Origin of the sequence: Pseudomonas putida S13.1.2 (assembly GCF_000498395.2) — a bacterium.
In the GTDB taxonomy this organism is placed as follows: Bacteria; Pseudomonadota; Gammaproteobacteria; order Pseudomonadales; family Pseudomonadaceae; genus Aquipseudomonas; species Aquipseudomonas putida_Q.
In genome coordinates this window covers 4,329,710-4,346,986 of record NZ_CP010979.1, presented here as the reverse complement: position 1 = coordinate 4,346,986, position 17,277 = coordinate 4,329,710, and the positions used below count along the sequence as shown (strand labels likewise).

General features: G+C 58.0%; 10 protein-coding genes, 2 tRNA genes and 3 rRNA genes. 10 read left to right on the top strand and 5 right to left on the bottom strand.

Translation table 11 applies throughout. The features are described from left to right. Window positions 1-11: 11 nt before the first annotated feature. From N805_RS19225 to N805_RS19205, 5 genes are all read right to left on the bottom strand, one after another. Window positions 12-959 (bottom strand): adenosine deaminase, encoded by a 948-nt coding sequence (locus N805_RS19225; protein ID WP_019472755.1) that lies wholly within the window; start codon window positions 957-959, stop codon window positions 12-14. An 86-nt stretch (window positions 960-1,045) separates the two neighbouring features. After that, on the bottom strand, window positions 1,046-1,732 hold the full coding sequence (locus N805_RS19220) for an SDR family oxidoreductase (protein ID WP_019472754.1): 687 nt from the start codon (window positions 1,730-1,732) through the stop codon (window positions 1,046-1,048). Window positions 1,733-2,102: 370 nt separating this feature from the next. After that, window positions 2,103-2,687 carry an IMPACT family protein gene (locus N805_RS19215; RefSeq protein ID WP_019472753.1) on the bottom strand — a complete coding sequence of 195 codons (585 nt, stop codon included), beginning with the start codon at window positions 2,685-2,687 and terminating at the stop codon, window positions 2,103-2,105. A gap of 9 nt (window positions 2,688-2,696) precedes the next feature. Next, a complete protein-coding gene (locus N805_RS19210; protein ID WP_019472752.1) occupies window positions 2,697-3,359 on the bottom strand; it encodes a TetR/AcrR family transcriptional regulator in 663 nt (220 codons plus the stop codon). 90 nt (window positions 3,360-3,449) lie between these two features. Continuing rightward, window positions 3,450-4,370, bottom strand: coding sequence for a LysR family transcriptional regulator (locus N805_RS19205; protein ID WP_026034606.1), 921 nt, complete (start codon window positions 4,368-4,370; stop codon window positions 3,450-3,452). A gap of 115 nt (window positions 4,371-4,485) precedes the next feature. On the opposite strand from N805_RS19205, the gene N805_RS19200 reads away from it, so the two are divergent. The 10 genes from N805_RS19200 (at window position 4,486) to N805_RS19155 (ending at window position 17,232) form a co-directional block, all read left to right on the top strand. Then, on the top strand, window positions 4,486-5,832 hold the full coding sequence (locus tag N805_RS19200) for an aspartate aminotransferase family protein (protein WP_019472750.1): 1,347 nt from the start codon (window positions 4,486-4,488) through the stop codon (window positions 5,830-5,832). Window positions 5,833-5,905: 73 nt separating this feature from the next. Beyond that, window positions 5,906-7,399 (top strand): CoA-acylating methylmalonate-semialdehyde dehydrogenase, encoded by a 1,494-nt coding sequence (locus tag N805_RS19195; RefSeq protein ID WP_012270363.1) that lies wholly within the window; start codon window positions 5,906-5,908, stop codon window positions 7,397-7,399. Between the two features lie 926 nt (window positions 7,400-8,325). After that, window positions 8,326-9,862 (top strand): 16S ribosomal RNA (locus N805_RS19190). An 85-nt stretch (window positions 9,863-9,947) separates the two neighbouring features. Further along, window positions 9,948-10,024: transfer RNA gene (locus N805_RS19185), tRNA-Ile, on the top strand. Between the two features lie 24 nt (window positions 10,025-10,048). Next, a tRNA-Ala gene (locus N805_RS19180) sits at window positions 10,049-10,124 on the top strand. Between the two features lie 244 nt (window positions 10,125-10,368). Next, window positions 10,369-13,260 (top strand): 23S ribosomal RNA (locus N805_RS19175). A 134-nt stretch (window positions 13,261-13,394) separates the two neighbouring features. Then, a 5S ribosomal RNA gene (gene rrf, locus N805_RS19170) occupies window positions 13,395-13,510 on the top strand. Together the 16S, 23S and 5S rRNA genes with 2 tRNA genes alongside form the textbook arrangement of a ribosomal RNA operon. Window positions 13,511-13,669: 159 nt before the next feature. Further along, window positions 13,670-14,329 (top strand): paraquat-inducible protein A, encoded by a 660-nt coding sequence (locus N805_RS19165; RefSeq protein ID WP_019473238.1) that lies wholly within the window; start codon window positions 13,670-13,672, stop codon window positions 14,327-14,329. Further along, window positions 14,316-14,939 carry a paraquat-inducible protein A gene (locus N805_RS19160; protein WP_019473239.1) on the top strand — a complete coding sequence of 208 codons (624 nt, stop codon included), beginning with the start codon at window positions 14,316-14,318 and terminating at the stop codon, window positions 14,937-14,939. The genes N805_RS19165 and N805_RS19160 overlap by 14 nt, the downstream gene beginning before the upstream one ends. Then, complete coding sequence (locus N805_RS19155) at window positions 14,932-17,232, top strand: PqiB family protein (RefSeq protein WP_026034650.1); 2,301 nt, start codon at window positions 14,932-14,934, stop codon at window positions 17,230-17,232. The genes N805_RS19160 and N805_RS19155 overlap by 8 nt, the downstream gene beginning before the upstream one ends. Window positions 17,233-17,277: the final 45 nt, after the last annotated feature.

The following is a 17,277-nucleotide window of genomic DNA, read 5'->3' as shown; positions in this document are numbered from 1 at the left end:
GCGTCGGTCAATCAGACCAGCCGGGCATCCAGGCTGTTCTGCGCCAGCCGACGGGCCTGGTCTTCGGTCATGCCCAGGTGGGTGTGCAGGGCGTGGAAGTTTTCCGTCACGTAGCCGCCGAAGTAGGCCGGATCGTCCGAGTTGACCGTAACCTTCACGCCGCGTTCGAGCATGTCGAGGATGTTGTGCTGGCTCATATGGTCGAACACGCAAAGCTTGGTGTTGGACAGCGGGCACACAGTGAGCGGGATCTGCTCATCGATGATGCGTTGCATCAGCCGCTCGTCCTCGATGGCGCGTACGCCGTGGTCGATACGCTTGATTTGCAGCAGGTCCAGCGCTTCCCAGATGTACTCGGGCGGGCCTTCTTCGCCGGCATGGGCAACGGCAACAAAGCCTTCGCTGCGAGCGCGGTCGAAAACGCGCTGGAACTTGCTCGGCGGGTGGCCCATTTCCGAGCTGTCCAGGCCGACGGCGATGAACGCATCGCGGAACGGCAGGGCCTGGTCGAGGGTTTTTTGTGCTTCCTCTTCACTGAGGTGGCGCAGGAAGCTGAGGATCAGGCCACTGCTGATGCCCAGTTGCTTGCGGCCGTCCTTGAGCGCCTGGTTGATACCATTGAGCACCACTTCGAAGGGGATGCCGCGGTCGGTGTGGGTTTGCGGGTCGAAGAACGGTTCGGTGTGGATCACGTTCTGGGCTTTGCAGCGTTGCAGGTAGGCCCAGGTCAGGTCGTAAAAGTCCTGCTCGGTACGCAGCACATCCGCGCCCTGGTAATACAGGTCGAGGAACTCCTGCAAGTTGTTGAAGGCATAGGCACCCCGCAAGGTCTCCACATCGGCCCAGGGCAGGGCAATCTTGTTGCGCTCGGCCAGGGCGAACAGCAACTCGGGCTCCAGCGAGCCTTCCAGGTGCAGGTGCAGTTCGGCCTTGGGCAGGGCGTTCAACCAGTCATACATAGTGGATCATCTCAATCAGGTACGGTTGCCGCCATTCTACAGGGGCCGGCCGGGCATTGCGCCCGGCCAGGCTGCGACCCGGTGAATCACCAGACCAAGGGTTCGCCCTTGTAGTTGATGAAGCGCAGGCCGCCGTTGCCGCTTTGTGCCTTGATCTGGTCGAGCATGCCGCGGGTACTGGTGAGCACGTCGATTTCGGCGTTTTCGCCACCCATGTCGGTTTTCACCCAGCCCGGGTGCATGGCCAGCACGCACAGGTCGGGGCGCTGTTGTTCGACCACGAAGCTGTTGATCATCGAGTTCAACGCGGCTTTGCTTGCCTTGTACAGGCAGATTTCACCACCGTCGGGGATTGTCACGCTGCCCAGGATCGAGCTCATGAAGGCCAGCACGCCGCTGCCTTCGCGTACCTGGCCGACCAGGCGGCGGGCCACGCGGATCGGGGCCACGGCATTGGTCATGAACAGGTCGCCGATGTCGTTGCTCTGTACTGTTTCCAGGTCTTGCGGCAGGGGGCCCATGACGCCCGCGTTGACGAATACCAGGTCGAACACCTGGCCTTGCAGGCGTTGTTGCAAGCCATCGAGCTGGGCGGTGTCGTTCATTTCCAGCTGTTCGATGCGCACGCCGGGCACGCCTGCCAGGGCGCCGGGTTGCTGCGGGTTGCGCACGGTGGCGGTGATGTTCCAGCCGTCTTCGTTCAGGCGCTGCACCAGGCCCAGGCCAAGCCCGCGCGAGGCACCGATGATAAGTGCGGTTTTTGTGTCAGCCATGTGAACGCGCTCCGTGGTCGGTGGTTAAAGAAAGGTATTGAGGATAATGCACAGCGGCAGTTACTGCCTTACCCATGGCTGTATAAAAAATGATCAACTGCACCTGGGCCTTGTCTGGCCGGGCATTGCAACTGTTGGCGCACGGGTTATCCACAAGCTGGTCCACAGTTATTGTGTGCAAGCCCAAGGCGATGCAGCCAGGCCGCTTGGTCGCGCACTGGGGATAACTCGTGAGCTTTCAGCGGTTTGCGGCTGTCATCAAACGGTGATCATAATATGATCAAAGCGCTGCAGGCCTTGAAAACAGTAGTCTGCAAGCGACTGCCCCAAGCTTATCCACAGGCGGGCCCACAGTTGTTGTGGGCAATGTTCAGCGTGCTTCGAGCAGGATGCGCCCGCGGCTCAGGTCGGCCAGTTGCTGCTGCAGGGGTGCCAGGTGGGCGTCACCGAGGGCAATCAGCAGGTCTACGCCATTGGCGGTGAACTGTTCATCCAGTACCAGGCCGTCTACCTCTGCCAGGCGCAGTTTCACCAGCGCCAGTTCGCTGAAACTGCAGCTGCAGGTGAATTCGCTGCGCTGCACCAGCAGCCGCTTGGGCGCCTGTTGCAGGCACTTGTTGGCGCCCCCGCCATAGGCCCTGGCCAGGCCACCGGTACCCAGCTGGATGCCGCCGTACCAGCGGATCACCAGCACCACGACCTGGTCGCAGTCCTGCGCTTCGATGGCAGCCAGGATCGGCCGGCCTGCGGTGCCGCCGGGTTCGCCGTCATCGTTGCTGCGGTACTGCGCGCCGAGCTTCCAGGCCCAGCAGTTGTGAGTCGCGGCCAGGTCGCTGTGGCGTTCGATGAAACTCATTGCATCGGCGGCACTGCTGATCGGCCCGGCAAGGGTGATGAAGCGGCTTTTGCGAATGTCCTCGCGGTATTCGCAGAGGTCGAGCAGGGTAGAAGGCATAAATGACGGTTACACAGCCGGCTTGATGCCGCAGCCCTTCAGAATGATGTGGATAAGGTTGTTGCTCGCGTCTTCCATGTCCTGCTTGGTCAGGCGGCTGCGGCCGGTGACCTGGCAGATCTGGGTGGCGAAGTCGGCGTAGTGCTGGGTGCTGCCCCAGAGCAGGAAGATCAGGTGCACCGGATCTACCGGGTCCATCTTGCCGGCTTCGATCCAGGCCTGGAACACGGCGGCCCGGCCGCGGAACCACTCGCGGTAGTCGGCACTGAAGTACTCGGTCAGGCAGGTGCCGCCGCTGATCACTTCCATGGCGAAAATCCGCGAGGCTTGTGGGTTGCGCCGCGAGAACTCCATCTTGGTGCGGATGTACTGGCTCAGGGCTTGCCCCGGGTCGTCCTCCACGCTCAAGGCGTTGAAGGTGCTGTCCCACAACTCGATGATGTTGCTGAGCACGGCAATGTACAGGCCCAGCTTGTTGGTGAAGTAATAGTGCAGGTTGGCCTTGGGCAGCTCCGCCTTGAGGGCGATGGTGTTCATGCTGGTGCCCTTGAACCCATGGCGAGCGAACTCGTCTTCTGCGGCCTGGATGATGGCCTGTTCGTTTTTCTGGCGGATGCGGCCCGCGGGCTTGCCCGAGGCGGAGAGGCGGTGCGCAGGAACTTCTAGGGTCATGGACGATTCCGTACGGGTCAGTGGCTGCGGCTGTCGGACAAGATTACCTGCCTGCGCCGAAGTGACAAGCGTTTGCGGCACAGACTGGCATCAACGTGTCGCAGCCAGGCTGTCCAGGAAGCTTTCCAGTACCAGGTTGGGGCGCCGGCCCTTGCGGGTTACCCAGCTCAGGCTCAGGTCATAGAAGCGCTGTTGGGGCTTGAGGGCGCGCAAGCGGCCTTGCTGCACCCAGAACGTGGCGTAGTGGTCGGGCAGGTAGCCGATGTAGCGCCCGGTGAGGATGAGAAACGCCATGCCTTCGCGGTCCGAAGCACTGGCCGTACAGTTCAGCGCCTGGTAATGGGCCTGGATATCGGCGGGCAGGCGGAAGGTGGGGGTGATGGCTTCCTGGCTGTTGAGGCGGTCGTCGTCCACCTGCTGGTCATCGGCATAGAACAGCGGGTGGCCGACGGCGCAGTACAACAGCGAGCGTTCGCTGTACAACGGCTGATACTCAAGGCCCGACAGCGGGCTGGTCTGGGGCACCACACCGACATGCAGGCTGCCGTCGAGCACACCATGTTCGACCTGACTGGGGGCGATCATGCGGATCTGTATACGCACATCGGGCCCGCGGTCCTTAAGTTCGGCCAGGGCGTGGGTGATGCGCATGTGCGGCAGGGTGACCAGGTTGTCGGTCAGGCCAATGTTCAATTCGCCACGCAAGTGCTGGTGCAGGCCGTTGACCTCGGTGCGAAAGCTTTCGAGGGCGCTGAGCAGTTGCAGTGCAGAATGGTAGACCTCGCGGCCTTCCTCGGTCAGCGAGAAACCGGCGCGGCCGCGCTGGCACAGGCGCAGGCCGAGGCGCTGCTCAAGGTCGTTCATTTGCTGGCTGATGGCCGAGCGACCAATGCCCAGCACGTTTTCGGCGGCCGAGAAGCCACCGCACTCGACTACGCTGCGGTAGATCTTCAGCAGGCGGATGTCGAAATCGCTGACTTGGGCGAGTGGATCGGGGCGTCGGCTCATCAGTTTAGTCGCGGCCTGTCTGAAGATTAGAAATGTTGGCTTTTTCAGACTTTATCGCCGTGCCAATTTAGCTGCAACAACATCCATCGTTGCCTAATCGTCTTTCGAGGAACCGCCGATGAACATGCCCGAAACCGCTCCCGCCGGTATCGCCAGCCAGCTCAAGCTGGATGCCCACTGGATGCCCTACACCGCCAACCGCAACTTCCACCGCGACCCACGGTTGATCGTGGCGGCCGAAGGCAACTACCTGGTCGATGACCAGGGGCGCAAGATCTTTGATGCCCTATCCGGCTTGTGGACCTGCGGCGCCGGGCACACCCGCAAGGAAATCACCGACGCGGTGACCCGTCAGCTGAGTACCCTGGACTACTCTCCGGCGTTCCAGTTCGGCCACCCGCTGTCGTTTCAGCTGGCCGAGAAGATCACCCAGCTGACCCCGGGTGACCTGAACCACGTCTTTTATACCAACTCCGGTTCCGAGTGCGCCGATACCGCGCTGAAGATGGTGCGTGCCTACTGGCGCCTGAAAGGCCAGGCGACCAAGACCAAGATCATCGGCCGTGCACGTGGCTACCATGGCGTGAACATCGCCGGTACCAGCCTGGGTGGCGTCAACGGTAACCGCAAGATGTTCGGCCAGTTGCTGGATGTCGACCACCTGCCTCACACCGTGCTGCCGGTGAACGCCTTCTCCAAGGGTTTGCCGGAGGAGGGCGGTATTGCCCTGGCTGATGAAATGCTCAAGCTGATCGAGCTGCACGATGCTTCCAACATCGCTGCGGTGATCGTCGAGCCGCTGGCCGGCTCGGCCGGTGTACTGCCGCCGCCGAAGGGTTACCTGAAGCGCCTGCGTGAAATCTGTACCCAGCACAACATCCTGCTGATCTTCGACGAAGTGATCACCGGCTTTGGCCGCATGGGTGCGATGACCGGTGCCGAAGCCTTCGGCGTTACCCCGGACCTGATGTGCATCGCCAAGCAGGTAACCAACGGCGCCATCCCGATGGGCGCGGTGATTGCCAGCAGCGAGATCTACCACACCTTCATGAACCAGCCGACGCCGGAATACGCCGTGGAGTTCCCGCACGGCTACACCTATTCGGCCCACCCGGTAGCCTGTGCCGCCGGTATTGCCGCACTGGACTTGCTGCAGAAGGAAAACCTGGTGCAGTCCGCCGCCGAGCTGGCGCCGCACTTCGAGAAGCTGCTGCACGGGGTGAAGGGCACCAAGAACGTCGTCGATATCCGTAACTACGGCCTGGCCGGCGCCATCCAGATCGCCGCCCGTGACGGTGATGCCATCGTCCGCCCGTACGAAGTGGCGATGAAGTTGTGGAAGGCAGGCTTCTATGTACGGTTCGGTGGCGACACCCTGCAGTTCGGCCCAACGTTCAACACCACGCCGCAGGAACTGGATCGCCTGTTCGACGCCGTCGGCGAAAACCTGAACCTGATCGACTGATCTTTCCGATTTTGATGCCAGGCGCGTGCACGTATCGCGCGCCTGCCTCTACCTTCTTTATCTGGAGTTTTGCATGAGCATTGTTCAGCACCTGATCCATGGCGAGCTGGTTTCCAAAGGTGAGCGCACCGCCGATGTCTTCAACCCGTCCACCGGCCAGGCTGTACGCAAGGTCGAGTTGGCCAGTCGCGCGACCGTGCAGGAAGCGATCGACTCCGCCAAGGCGGCCTTCCCGGCCTGGCGCAACACCCCGCCGGCCAAGCGCGCCCAGGTGATGTTCCGCTTCAAGCAATTGCTGGAGCAGAACGAAGCCAAGATTTCGCAAATGATCAGCGAAGAGCATGGCAAGACCCTGGAAGACGCAGCTGGTGAACTGAAGCGCGGCATCGAGAACGTTGAGTTCGCCTGCGCAGCGCCAGAAGTGTTGAAGGGCGAGTACAGCCGCAACGTCGGCCCGAACATCGATGCCTGGTCCGACTTCCAGCCGCTGGGCGTCGTCGCTGGCATTACCCCGTTCAACTTCCCGGCCATGGTGCCGCTGTGGATGTACCCGCTGGCCATCGCCTGCGGCAACGCTTTCATCCTCAAGCCTTCCGAGCGTGACCCAAGTTCAACCCTGTACATCGCCCAGCTGCTGCTGGAAGCTGGCCTGCCGAAGGGCATCCTGAACGTGGTGCACGGTGACAAGGAAGCGGTGGATGCGCTGATCGAAGCGCCAGAAGTAAAAGCACTGAGCTTTGTCGGTTCGACGCCGATCGCCGAGTACATCTATGCCGAAGGCACCAAGCGCGGCAAGCGCGTGCAAGCCTTGGGTGGTGCGAAGAACCACGCAGTACTGATGCCGGATGCCGACCTGGACAACGCCGTCAGCGCACTGATGGGGGCGGCCTATGGTTCGTGCGGCGAGCGTTGCATGGCTATTTCGGTGGCGGTATGCGTGGGCGACCAGGTGGCCGATGCGCTGATTGCCAAGCTGGAACCGCAAATCAAGGCACTGAAGATTGGTGCCGGCACCTCGTGCGGCCTGGACATGGGCCCGCTGGTTACGGCTGCTGCCCGTGACAAGGTAGTGGGTTACATCGATGACGGTGTTGCTGCTGGCGCCAAGCTGGTGGTGGATGGCCGTGGTTTGCGTGTGGCCGGTAATGAAGATGGCTACTTCGTGGGCGGCACCCTGTTCGACAAGGTGACCCCGCAGATGCGCATCTATAAGGAAGAGATCTTCGGCCCGGTGCTGTGCGTGGTGCGTGTGAACAGCCTGGAGCAGGCCATGCAACTGATCAATGATCACGAGTATGGCAACGGTACCTGCATCTTCACCCGTGACGGTGAGGCGGCGCGCCTGTTCTGCGACGAGATCGAAGTGGGCATGGTGGGTGTGAACGTGCCGCTGCCGGTGCCGGTGGCTTATCACAGCTTTGGTGGCTGGAAGCGTTCGCTGTTCGGTGACCTGCATGCCTATGGCCCGGACGGCGTGCGCTTCTATACCCGTCGCAAGGCGATTACCCAGCGCTGGCCACAGCGTGCCAGCCATGAAGCGTCGCAGTTTGCGTTCCCTAGCCTTTAAGGCAGGTAACTAAAAGCGGGGAGGCCGATAGGCCTCCCCGCTTTGTTTTTGGGGGTGTTCGCCTTGGGCATTTCAGCAGTATTCGCCTTGGGTCTTTCAGCGCCTGTGAAATCGAGCGCCGCCCGCGCGGCGCATCGCCGGCAAGCCAGCCCCTACATTTGTTTCGGGCCAGTTCAGCCTGTGCCATTAGCGCGCGAGCCCTTGTTTGTTCCATTCGATATCGAAGGTTGCGCCGCCGCTTCTCTGCAACCTCCAGCCATACACCCAGGGTGCGAGTGCGGAGGAGGCAGGAGTAACTGGCCCGAAACAAATGTAGGAGCTGGCTTGCCGGCGATGCGCCGCGCGGGCGGCGCTCGATCTCACAGGCGCAGAATGTGTTGTGGCGGGCACCTGGTGGCCTTTCTAGGGTATTTCCCGCTTATATTTCAGTTTCTTGAAATTAAAGGTTGACGCCCTCTCGAATCCCCTTATAATGCGCCCCACTTCCAGCGACATCGGAACGACAAACTCCTTGAGATTCAATGAGTTAGGTAGTTAAGGTGATGCTGGAAGGGCTACGATCAAATGATCGCAAGCGGTTGAAACGGTGGTTGACAGCGCTTCTAAACGCTGTATGATTCACCTCCCGCTACGAGAGATCGCAGCGAGTTAAGTGTTTGAAGCTAAACGAGTTTCTCGCAAAAAACTTCAAAATAAACGCTTGACAGACTCTGAGGAAAGCGTAGAATGCGCGCCTCGGTTGAGACGAAAAGCTCTTAACCAAACGCTCTTTAACAAATCGAATCAAGCAATTCGTGTGGGTGCTTGTGAGTACGGACTGATAGTCAAAAAGATTATCAGCATCACAAGTGGCCATGCGAGAAATCACATAGTCATTTGAGATTGCTGAGCCAAGTTTAGGGTTTCTTAAAAACCCAAGCAGTATTGAACTGAAGAGTTTGATCATGGCTCAGATTGAACGCTGGCGGCAGGCCTAACACATGCAAGTCGAGCGGATGAGAAGAGCTTGCTCTTCGATTCAGCGGCGGACGGGTGAGTAATGCCTAGGAATCTGCCTGGTAGTGGGGGACAACGTTTCGAAAGGAACGCTAATACCGCATACGTCCTACGGGAGAAAGCAGGGGACCTTCGGGCCTTGCGCTATCAGATGAGCCTAGGTCGGATTAGCTAGTTGGTGAGGTAATGGCTCACCAAGGCGACGATCCGTAACTGGTCTGAGAGGATGATCAGTCACACTGGAACTGAGACACGGTCCAGACTCCTACGGGAGGCAGCAGTGGGGAATATTGGACAATGGGCGAAAGCCTGATCCAGCCATGCCGCGTGTGTGAAGAAGGTCTTCGGATTGTAAAGCACTTTAAGTTGGGAGGAAGGGCATTAACCTAATACGTTAGTGTTTTGACGTTACCGACAGAATAAGCACCGGCTAACTCTGTGCCAGCAGCCGCGGTAATACAGAGGGTGCAAGCGTTAATCGGAATTACTGGGCGTAAAGCGCGCGTAGGTGGTTTGTTAAGTTGGATGTGAAAGCCCCGGGCTCAACCTGGGAACTGCATCCAAAACTGGCAAGCTAGAGTACGGTAGAGGGTGGTGGAATTTCCTGTGTAGCGGTGAAATGCGTAGATATAGGAAGGAACACCAGTGGCGAAGGCGACCACCTGGACTGATACTGACACTGAGGTGCGAAAGCGTGGGGAGCAAACAGGATTAGATACCCTGGTAGTCCACGCCGTAAACGATGTCAACTAGCCGTTGGAATCCTTGAGATTTTAGTGGCGCAGCTAACGCATTAAGTTGACCGCCTGGGGAGTACGGCCGCAAGGTTAAAACTCAAATGAATTGACGGGGGCCCGCACAAGCGGTGGAGCATGTGGTTTAATTCGAAGCAACGCGAAGAACCTTACCAGGCCTTGACATGCAGAGAACTTTCCAGAGATGGATTGGTGCCTTCGGGAACTCTGACACAGGTGCTGCATGGCTGTCGTCAGCTCGTGTCGTGAGATGTTGGGTTAAGTCCCGTAACGAGCGCAACCCTTGTCCTTAGTTACCAGCACGTAATGGTGGGCACTCTAAGGAGACTGCCGGTGACAAACCGGAGGAAGGTGGGGATGACGTCAAGTCATCATGGCCCTTACGGCCTGGGCTACACACGTGCTACAATGGTCGGTACAGAGGGTTGCCAAGCCGCGAGGTGGAGCTAATCTCACAAAACCGATCGTAGTCCGGATCGCAGTCTGCAACTCGACTGCGTGAAGTCGGAATCGCTAGTAATCGCGAATCAGAATGTCGCGGTGAATACGTTCCCGGGCCTTGTACACACCGCCCGTCACACCATGGGAGTGGGTTGCACCAGAAGTAGCTAGTCTAACCTTCGGGAGGACGGTTACCACGGTGTGATTCATGACTGGGGTGAAGTCGTAACAAGGTAGCCGTAGGGGAACCTGCGGCTGGATCACCTCCTTAATCGACGACATCAGCCTGCTGATGAGCTCCCACACGAATTGCTTGATTCATTGTAAAAGACGATGCTGTAACGCGACCCTGTTATAGGTCTGTAGCTCAGTTGGTTAGAGCGCACCCCTGATAAGGGTGAGGTCGGCAGTTCAAATCTGCCCAGACCTACCATTACATGGTTTAGCCGTAGAATACGGGGCCATAGCTCAGCTGGGAGAGCGCCTGCCTTGCACGCAGGAGGTCAGCGGTTCGATCCCGCTTGGCTCCACCACTTTCGCCGTACGCAGTCACTTGTCAGAACTTAGAAATGAACATTCGTTGATGAATGTTGATTTCTGACTTTTGTCAGATCGTTCTTTAAAAATTCGGATATGTGATAGAAATAGACTGAACACCAGTTTCACTGCTGGTGGATCAGGCTAAGGTAAAATTTGTGAGTTCTGCTCGAAAGAGCAACGTGCGAATTTTCGGCGAATGTCGTCTTCACAGTATAACCAGATTGCTTGGGGTTATATGGTCAAGTGAAGAAGCGCATACGGTGGATGCCTTGGCAGTCAGAGGCGATGAAAGACGTGGTAGCCTGCGAAAAGCTTTGGGGAGTCGGCAAACAGACTGTGATCCAGAGATCTCTGAATGGGGGAACCCAGCCAGCACAAGCTGGTTATCTTGTACTGAATACATAGGTGCAAGAGGCGAACCAGGGGAACTGAAACATCTAAGTACCCTGAGGAAAAGAAATCAACCGAGATTCCCTTAGTAGTGGCGAGCGAACGGGGACCAGCCCTTAAGTTGGTTTGAGATTAGTGGAACGCTCTGGAAAGTGCGGCCATAGTGGGTGATAGCCCCGTACACGAAAATCTCTTATCAATGAAATCGAGTAGGACGGAGCACGAGAAACTTTGTCTGAATATGGGGGGACCATCCTCCAAGGCTAAATACTACTGACTGACCGATAGTGAACTAGTACCGTGAGGGAAAGGCGAAAAGAACCCCGGAGAGGGGAGTGAAATAGATCCTGAAACCGTATGCGTACAAGCAGTGGGAGCCTACTTGTTAGGTGACTGCGTACCTTTTGTATAATGGGTCAGCGACTTATATTCAGTGGCGAGCTTAACCGAATAGGGGAGGCGTAGCGAAAGCGAGTCTTAATAGGGCGTTTAGTCGCTGGGTATAGACCCGAAACCGGGCGATCTATCCATGGGCAGGTTGAAGGTTAGGTAACACTGACTGGAGGACCGAACCGACTACCGTTGAAAAGTTAGCGGATGACCTGTGGATCGGAGTGAAAGGCTAATCAAGCTCGGAGATAGCTGGTTCTCCTCGAAAGCTATTTAGGTAGCGCCTCATGTATCACTGTAGGGGGTAGAGCACTGTTTCGGCTAGGGGGTCATCCCGACTTACCAAACCGATGCAAACTCCGAATACCTACAAGTGCCGAGCATGGGAGACACACGGCGGGTGCTAACGTCCGTCGTGAAAAGGGAAACAACCCAGACCGTCAGCTAAGGTCCCAAAGTCATGGTTAAGTGGGAAACGATGTGGGAAGGCTTAGACAGCTAGGAGGTTGGCTTAGAAGCAGCCACCCTTTAAAGAAAGCGTAATAGCTCACTAGTCGAGTCGGCCTGCGCGGAAGATGTAACGGGGCTCAAACCATGCACCGAAGCTACGGGTATCACCTTTTGGTGATGCGGTAGAGGAGCGTTCTGTAAGCCTGTGAAGGTGAGTTGAGAAGCTTGCTGGAGGTATCAGAAGTGCGAATGCTGACATGAGTAACGACAATGCGAGTGAAAAACTCGCACGCCGAAAGACCAAGGTTTCCTGCGCAACGTTAATCGACGCAGGGTTAGTCGGTCCCTAAGGCGAGGCTGAAAAGCGTAGTCGATGGAAAACAGGTTAATATTCCTGTACTTCCAGTTATTGCGATGGAGGGACGGAGAAGGTTAGGCCAGCCTGGCGTTGGTTGTCCAGGTTTAAGGTGGTAGGCTGGAATCTTAGGCAAATCCGGGATTTCAAGGCCGAGAGCTGATGACGAGTTGCCTTTAGGCGACGAAGTGGTTGATACCATGCTTCCAAGAAAAGCTCCTAAGCTTCAGATAACTGGGAACCGTACCCCAAACCGACACAGGTGGTTAGGTAGAGAATACCAAGGCGCTTGAGAGAACTCGGGTGAAGGAACTAGGCAAAATGGCACCGTAACTTCGGGAGAAGGTGCGCCGGCGAGGGTCAAGGACTTGCTCCGTAAGCCCATGCCGGTCGAAGATACCAGGCCGCTGCGACTGTTTATTAAAAACACAGCACTCTGCAAACACGAAAGTGGACGTATAGGGTGTGACGCCTGCCCGGTGCCGGAAGGTTAATTGATGGGGTTAGCGCAAGCGAAGCTCTTGATCGAAGCCCCGGTAAACGGCGGCCGTAACTATAACGGTCCTAAGGTAGCGAAATTCCTTGTCGGGTAAGTTCCGACCTGCACGAATGGCGTAACGATGGCGGCGCTGTCTCCACCCGAGACTCAGTGAAATTGAAATCGCTGTGAAGATGCAGTGTATCCGCGGCTAGACGGAAAGACCCCGTGAACCTTTACTATAGCTTTGCACTGGACTTTGAATTTGCTTGTGTAGGATAGGTGGGAGGCTTTGAAGTGGGGACGCCAGTTCTCATGGAGCCATCCTTGAAATACCACCCTGGCAACTTTGAGGTTCTAACTCAGGTCCGTTATCCGGATCGAGGACAGTGTATGGTGGGTAGTTTGACTGGGGCGGTCTCCTCCCAAAGAGTAACGGAGGAGTACGAAGGTGCGCTCAGACCGGTCGGAAATCGGTCGTAGAGTATAAAGGCAAAAGCGCGCTTGACTGCGAGACACACACGTCGAGCAGGTACGAAAGTAGGTCTTAGTGATCCGGTGGTTCTGTATGGAAGGGCCATCGCTCAACGGATAAAAGGTACTCCGGGGATAACAGGCTGATACCGCCCAAGAGTTCATATCGACGGCGGTGTTTGGCACCTCGATGTCGGCTCATCACATCCTGGGGCTGAAGCCGGTCCCAAGGGTATGGCTGTTCGCCATTTAAAGTGGTACGCGAGCTGGGTTTAGAACGTCGTGAGACAGTTCGGTCCCTATCTGCCGTGGACGTTTGAGATTTGAGAGGGGCTGCTCCTAGTACGAGAGGACCGGAGTGGACGAACCTCTGGTGTTCCGGTTGTCACGCCAGTGGCATTGCCGGGTAGCTATGTTCGGAAGAGATAACCGCTGAAAGCATCTAAGCGGGAAACTTGCCTCAAGATGAGATCTCACTGGGATCTTGAATCCCCTAAAGGGCCGTCGAAGACTACGACGTTGATAGGTTGGGTGTGTAAGCGCTGTGAGGCGTTGAGCTAACCAATACTAATTGCCCGTGAGGCTTGACCATATAACACCCAAGCAATTTGCTAGCGCAGATTGCGGTGGTGAAGATGACACGAACCGAAAGTTCGCAACGAACCACAAATATCGCATATCCGGATTCGCTGGGCTGTCCATCTGGACATTCTGGCTACAGAATTTCTTGACGACCATAGAGCATTGGAACCACCTGATCCCATCCCGAACTCAGCAGTGAAACGATGCATCGCCGATGGTAGTGTGGGGTCTCCCCATGTGAGAGTAGGTCATCGTCAAGATTCATTTCGCAAAACCCCTATCTGCGCATGCAGGTAGGGGTTTTGTCTTTGTGGGCAAAAAAATCCGGCCCTGCTCCTACAGGGATCTGTGGTAAGTCGCCTCCCACAATTTGAGCCAGAACACTAGAATAGGCTCACGCACCTATCCAGAAGCGCCATATGCCCAATCCTGACGAACCCCAAGCCCTGGCCCAATTGCCGTTGGAGGAGCTTGTCGCCTGCCACGAATGCGACCTGCTGCTGCGCAAGCCTGTGCTCCAGCACGATGAAAAAGCCCAATGCCCACGCTGTGGCTACGAGCTCTATGCCCACCGGCACAATGTAGTCAACCGCAGCCTGGCCCTGGTACTGACCGCCCTGTTGCTGTTTATACCGGCCAATTTTCTACCGATCATGCAGCTGCACCTGCTTGGCCAGACCTCGGACGATACTGTCTGGAGTGGCGTATTGGGCCTGTACAATTCGCAGATGCGTGGTGTGGCGGTGGTGGTGTTCCTGTGCAGCATGGCCATCCCCCTGGCAAAACTGCTCTGCCAGCTGGCGGTATTGCTGAGCATCCGCTTGAACGTGGGGCGCAACTTCGGCCTGCTGTTCTATCGCATCTATCACCACTTGCGTGACTGGGGCATGCTCGAGGTCTATTTCATGGGTGTGCTGGTGGCCATCGTCAAGCTGGTGGACCTGGCCGAACTCACCGTGGGCCTTGGGCTGTTCTGCTTCATCAGCCTGTTATTGGTCCAGGTATGGCTGGAAGTGGTGATGTCACCGCACCAGATCTGGAGTGCGCTATCGGGGGAGGACCTGCATGCGGGCGATTGATGCAGGCATTGTTGTCTGCAATGAATGTCATGAACTGAACAGGCGAGTGCCAGATGGCACTTCGCAGACGTGCACGCGCTGCGGCGCCGTTGTGCATGCTCGCCGCCCTAACAGTATCGTGCGTACCTGGGCGCTGCTGGTTGCCGCGTCGATCCTGTACATCCCGGCCAACCTGCTGCCGATCATGACCGTGAGTACACTCGGCCAGGGCAGCCCCGACACGATCATGTCCGGTGTCATCACCCTGCTCAAGCACGGCATGGTGCCCATTGCCGCCGTGGTGTTCATTGCCAGTATCCTGGTGCCCACGTTCAAGCTGGTGGGCATCGGCTTGCTGTTGTACTCCGTTCAGCGTCACCAGCCGCTTTCAGCGCGGCAACGGATATTGATGTACCGCTTCATCGAATTCATTGGGCGCTGGTCCATGCTCGATATCTTCGTCATCGCCATCCTGGTGGCAGTGGTGAATTTCGGCCGAATAGCCAGTGTCGAAGCCAATCTGGGCGCTGTCGCCTTCGCAACTGTGGTGATCCTGACAATGCTTGCCGCTTTAACTTTCGATCCCCGACTGATTTGGGATAACACGGAGTCGGATGACGACCATGAGTGACCTGCCAACGGCTAAAACCCGCCCAGCCTCGAACTGGTCGGCCATCTGGATCCTGCCTTTGATCGCCCTGATGATCGGTGGCTGGCTCGCATGGCAGGCCTACAGCGAGGCCGGCGTAGAAATTGAAGTCCGCTTCGAGTCGGGTGAAGGAATCGTCGCCAACAAGACCGAAGTCATCTACAAGGGCATGCCGGTAGGCAAAGTGAAGAGCCTGGTGCTCGACGCCAAGGGCGACAACCAAGGGGTGATCGCCACCATCGAGATGAACAAGGCCGCCGAGCCTCACCTGACCAAGGGCACACGCTTCTGGCTGGTAAAACCGAGTGTCAGCCTGGCGGGTATTACCGGCCTTGAAACACTGGTATCGGGTAACTACATCGCCGTCAGCCCGGGCGAGGGGGAGCGTACCAAGCGCTTTACCGCGTTGAAGGTGGCGCCGCCGCTCTCGGATTCGGAGCCTGGCCTGCATCTGATCCTCAAAGCCGACAGGCTGGGTTCGCTCAACCGTGATAGCCCGATTTTCTACAAGCAGATCCAGGTGGGTCGGGTGAAAAGCTACCGTCTTTCCGAGGACCAGAGCACCGTCGAGATCAAGGTTTTCATCGAGCCGGGCTATGCCAGCCTGGTGCGCAAGCACACGCGTTTCTGGAACGCCAGCGGTGTCAGCATCGATGCTTCGCTGTCAGGTGTGAAGGTGCGCAGCGAGTCGCTGTCGAGCATCGTGGCCGGTGGTATCGCCTTTGCCACGCCGGAGTACCGCAAGGACAGCCCACCCACCGACCCGAGCCTGCCGTTCCGCCTGTATGAAGACTTCGACGCCGCCCAGGCTGGTATCCGGGTCAAGGTGAAGCTGAGCGATTACGAGGGGCTGCAAGCAGGCCGTACACCGGTGATGTACAAGGGCATCCAGGTGGGTTCGCTGAAAGCCCTGAAGATGGAAGACAACCTGGCCAGTGCATCGGCCGAGCTGACGCTGGACCCGCTGACCGAGGACTACCTGGTCGAGGGCACGCAGTTCTGGGTGGTCAAGCCGTCGATTTCCCTGGCAGGTATCACTGGCCTGGAAGCGTTGGTCAAAGGCAACTACATCGCCATTCGCCCGGGTGAGAAAGGGGAGCGGCCCGAGCGTGAGTTCGAGGCCCGTGCCAAGGCGCCGCCGCTCGACCTCAAGGCGCCGGGCCTGCACATGGTGTTGTTTGCCGATACCTTGGGTTCGCTGGAAATCGGCAGCCCGGTGATGTACCGCCAGGTCAAGGTGGGTAGCGTGCAGAGCTATCAGTTTGCGCGTAACAGCAACCGCATCCTGATCGGTGTGCATATCGAAAAGGAATACGAAAAGCTGGTTAACGGTTCGTCGCGCTTCTGGAACGTCAGTGGCATTACCCTGACGGGCGGCCTGTCGGGCATCAAGATCAAGAGTGAGTCGCTGCAAACGCTGATGGCCGGCGGTATTGCGTTCGACACGCCACGCCCGGATGTGGCGCTGAAGCGCCACATCCCACGCTTCCGTCTGCATGACAGCCAGGAGGCGGTAAACCGTGCGGGTACCTTGATCACCGTCCGTGTAGGCCGTGCAGATGGCCTGAAGCCGGGTACGCCGATCCGCTTCCGTGGTCTGGATGTTGGCAGTATCGAAAGCGTCGACCTGACTGATGACTTGCAGGCTGTGCTGCTGCGGGCACGTATCACCGAGGCGGCGAACCGTATTGCCCGTGCCGGCACGCAGTTCTGGGTGGTCAAGCCAGCATTGGGCCTGGTACGCACCGAGAACCTCGACACCCTGATTGGCGGGCAGTACCTGGAGGTGCAGCCGGCCACCAAGGACCGTGGCCCGCAGCGCGATTTCATCGCCTTGGCCGATGCCCCGCAAGTGGCTGGGCCTGAGGTGGGCTTGCCACTGACGCTCAGTGCCCCACGGCGTGGGTCTATCAAGCCGGGTGTGCCAGTGACCTATCGAGAGGTTGCGGTTGGCAAGGTGACGGGCTTCGAGTTGGGCCAGAGCGCTGACCGCGTGCTGATCCATATCCTCATCGAGCCGCGCTATGCAGCCCTGGTACGCAGTGGCAGCCGCTTCTGGAACAGCAGTGGCTTCGGTTTCGACTGGGGGCTGTTCAAGGGGGCTACCGTGCGTACCGAGTCGGTGGAGACTCTGATCGATGGCGGTATCGCCTTCGCAACGCCGGATGGCGAGCAGATGGGCAACCCGGCACGGCCGCAGCAGACCTTCGCCTTGTTCGACAAGGCCGAGGATGACTGGCTGCAGTGGGCGCCGAAGATTCAGATAGCCAAGTAACTCAAAGGCCAACGCCGCCCTGCTTTGTGTAGGAGCGGCCTTGTA

Excerpts from the sequence above, each read along its gene's own strand:
- N805_RS19225 (WP_019472755.1), bottom strand. The coding sequence starts at position 959 with ATGTATGACTGGTTGAACGCCCTGCCCAAGGCCGAACTGCACCTGCAC.
- N805_RS19220 (WP_019472754.1), bottom strand. The coding sequence starts at position 1,732 with ATGGCTGACACAAAAACCGCACTTATCATCGGTGCCTCGCGCGGGCTT.
- N805_RS19215 (WP_019472753.1), bottom strand. The coding sequence starts at position 2,687 with ATGCCTTCTACCCTGCTCGACCTCTGCGAATACCGCGAGGACATTCGC.
- N805_RS19210 (WP_019472752.1), bottom strand. The coding sequence starts at position 3,359 with ATGACCCTAGAAGTTCCTGCGCACCGCCTCTCCGCCTCGGGCAAGCCC.
- N805_RS19200 (WP_019472750.1), top strand. The coding sequence starts at position 4,486 with ATGAACATGCCCGAAACCGCTCCCGCCGGTATCGCCAGCCAGCTCAAG.
- N805_RS19195 (WP_012270363.1), top strand. The coding sequence starts at position 5,906 with ATGAGCATTGTTCAGCACCTGATCCATGGCGAGCTGGTTTCCAAAGGT.
- N805_RS19165 (WP_019473238.1), top strand. The coding sequence starts at position 13,670 with ATGCCCAATCCTGACGAACCCCAAGCCCTGGCCCAATTGCCGTTGGAG.
- N805_RS19160 (WP_019473239.1), top strand. The coding sequence starts at position 14,316 with ATGCGGGCGATTGATGCAGGCATTGTTGTCTGCAATGAATGTCATGAA.
- N805_RS19155 (WP_026034650.1), top strand. The coding sequence starts at position 14,932 with ATGAGTGACCTGCCAACGGCTAAAACCCGCCCAGCCTCGAACTGGTCG.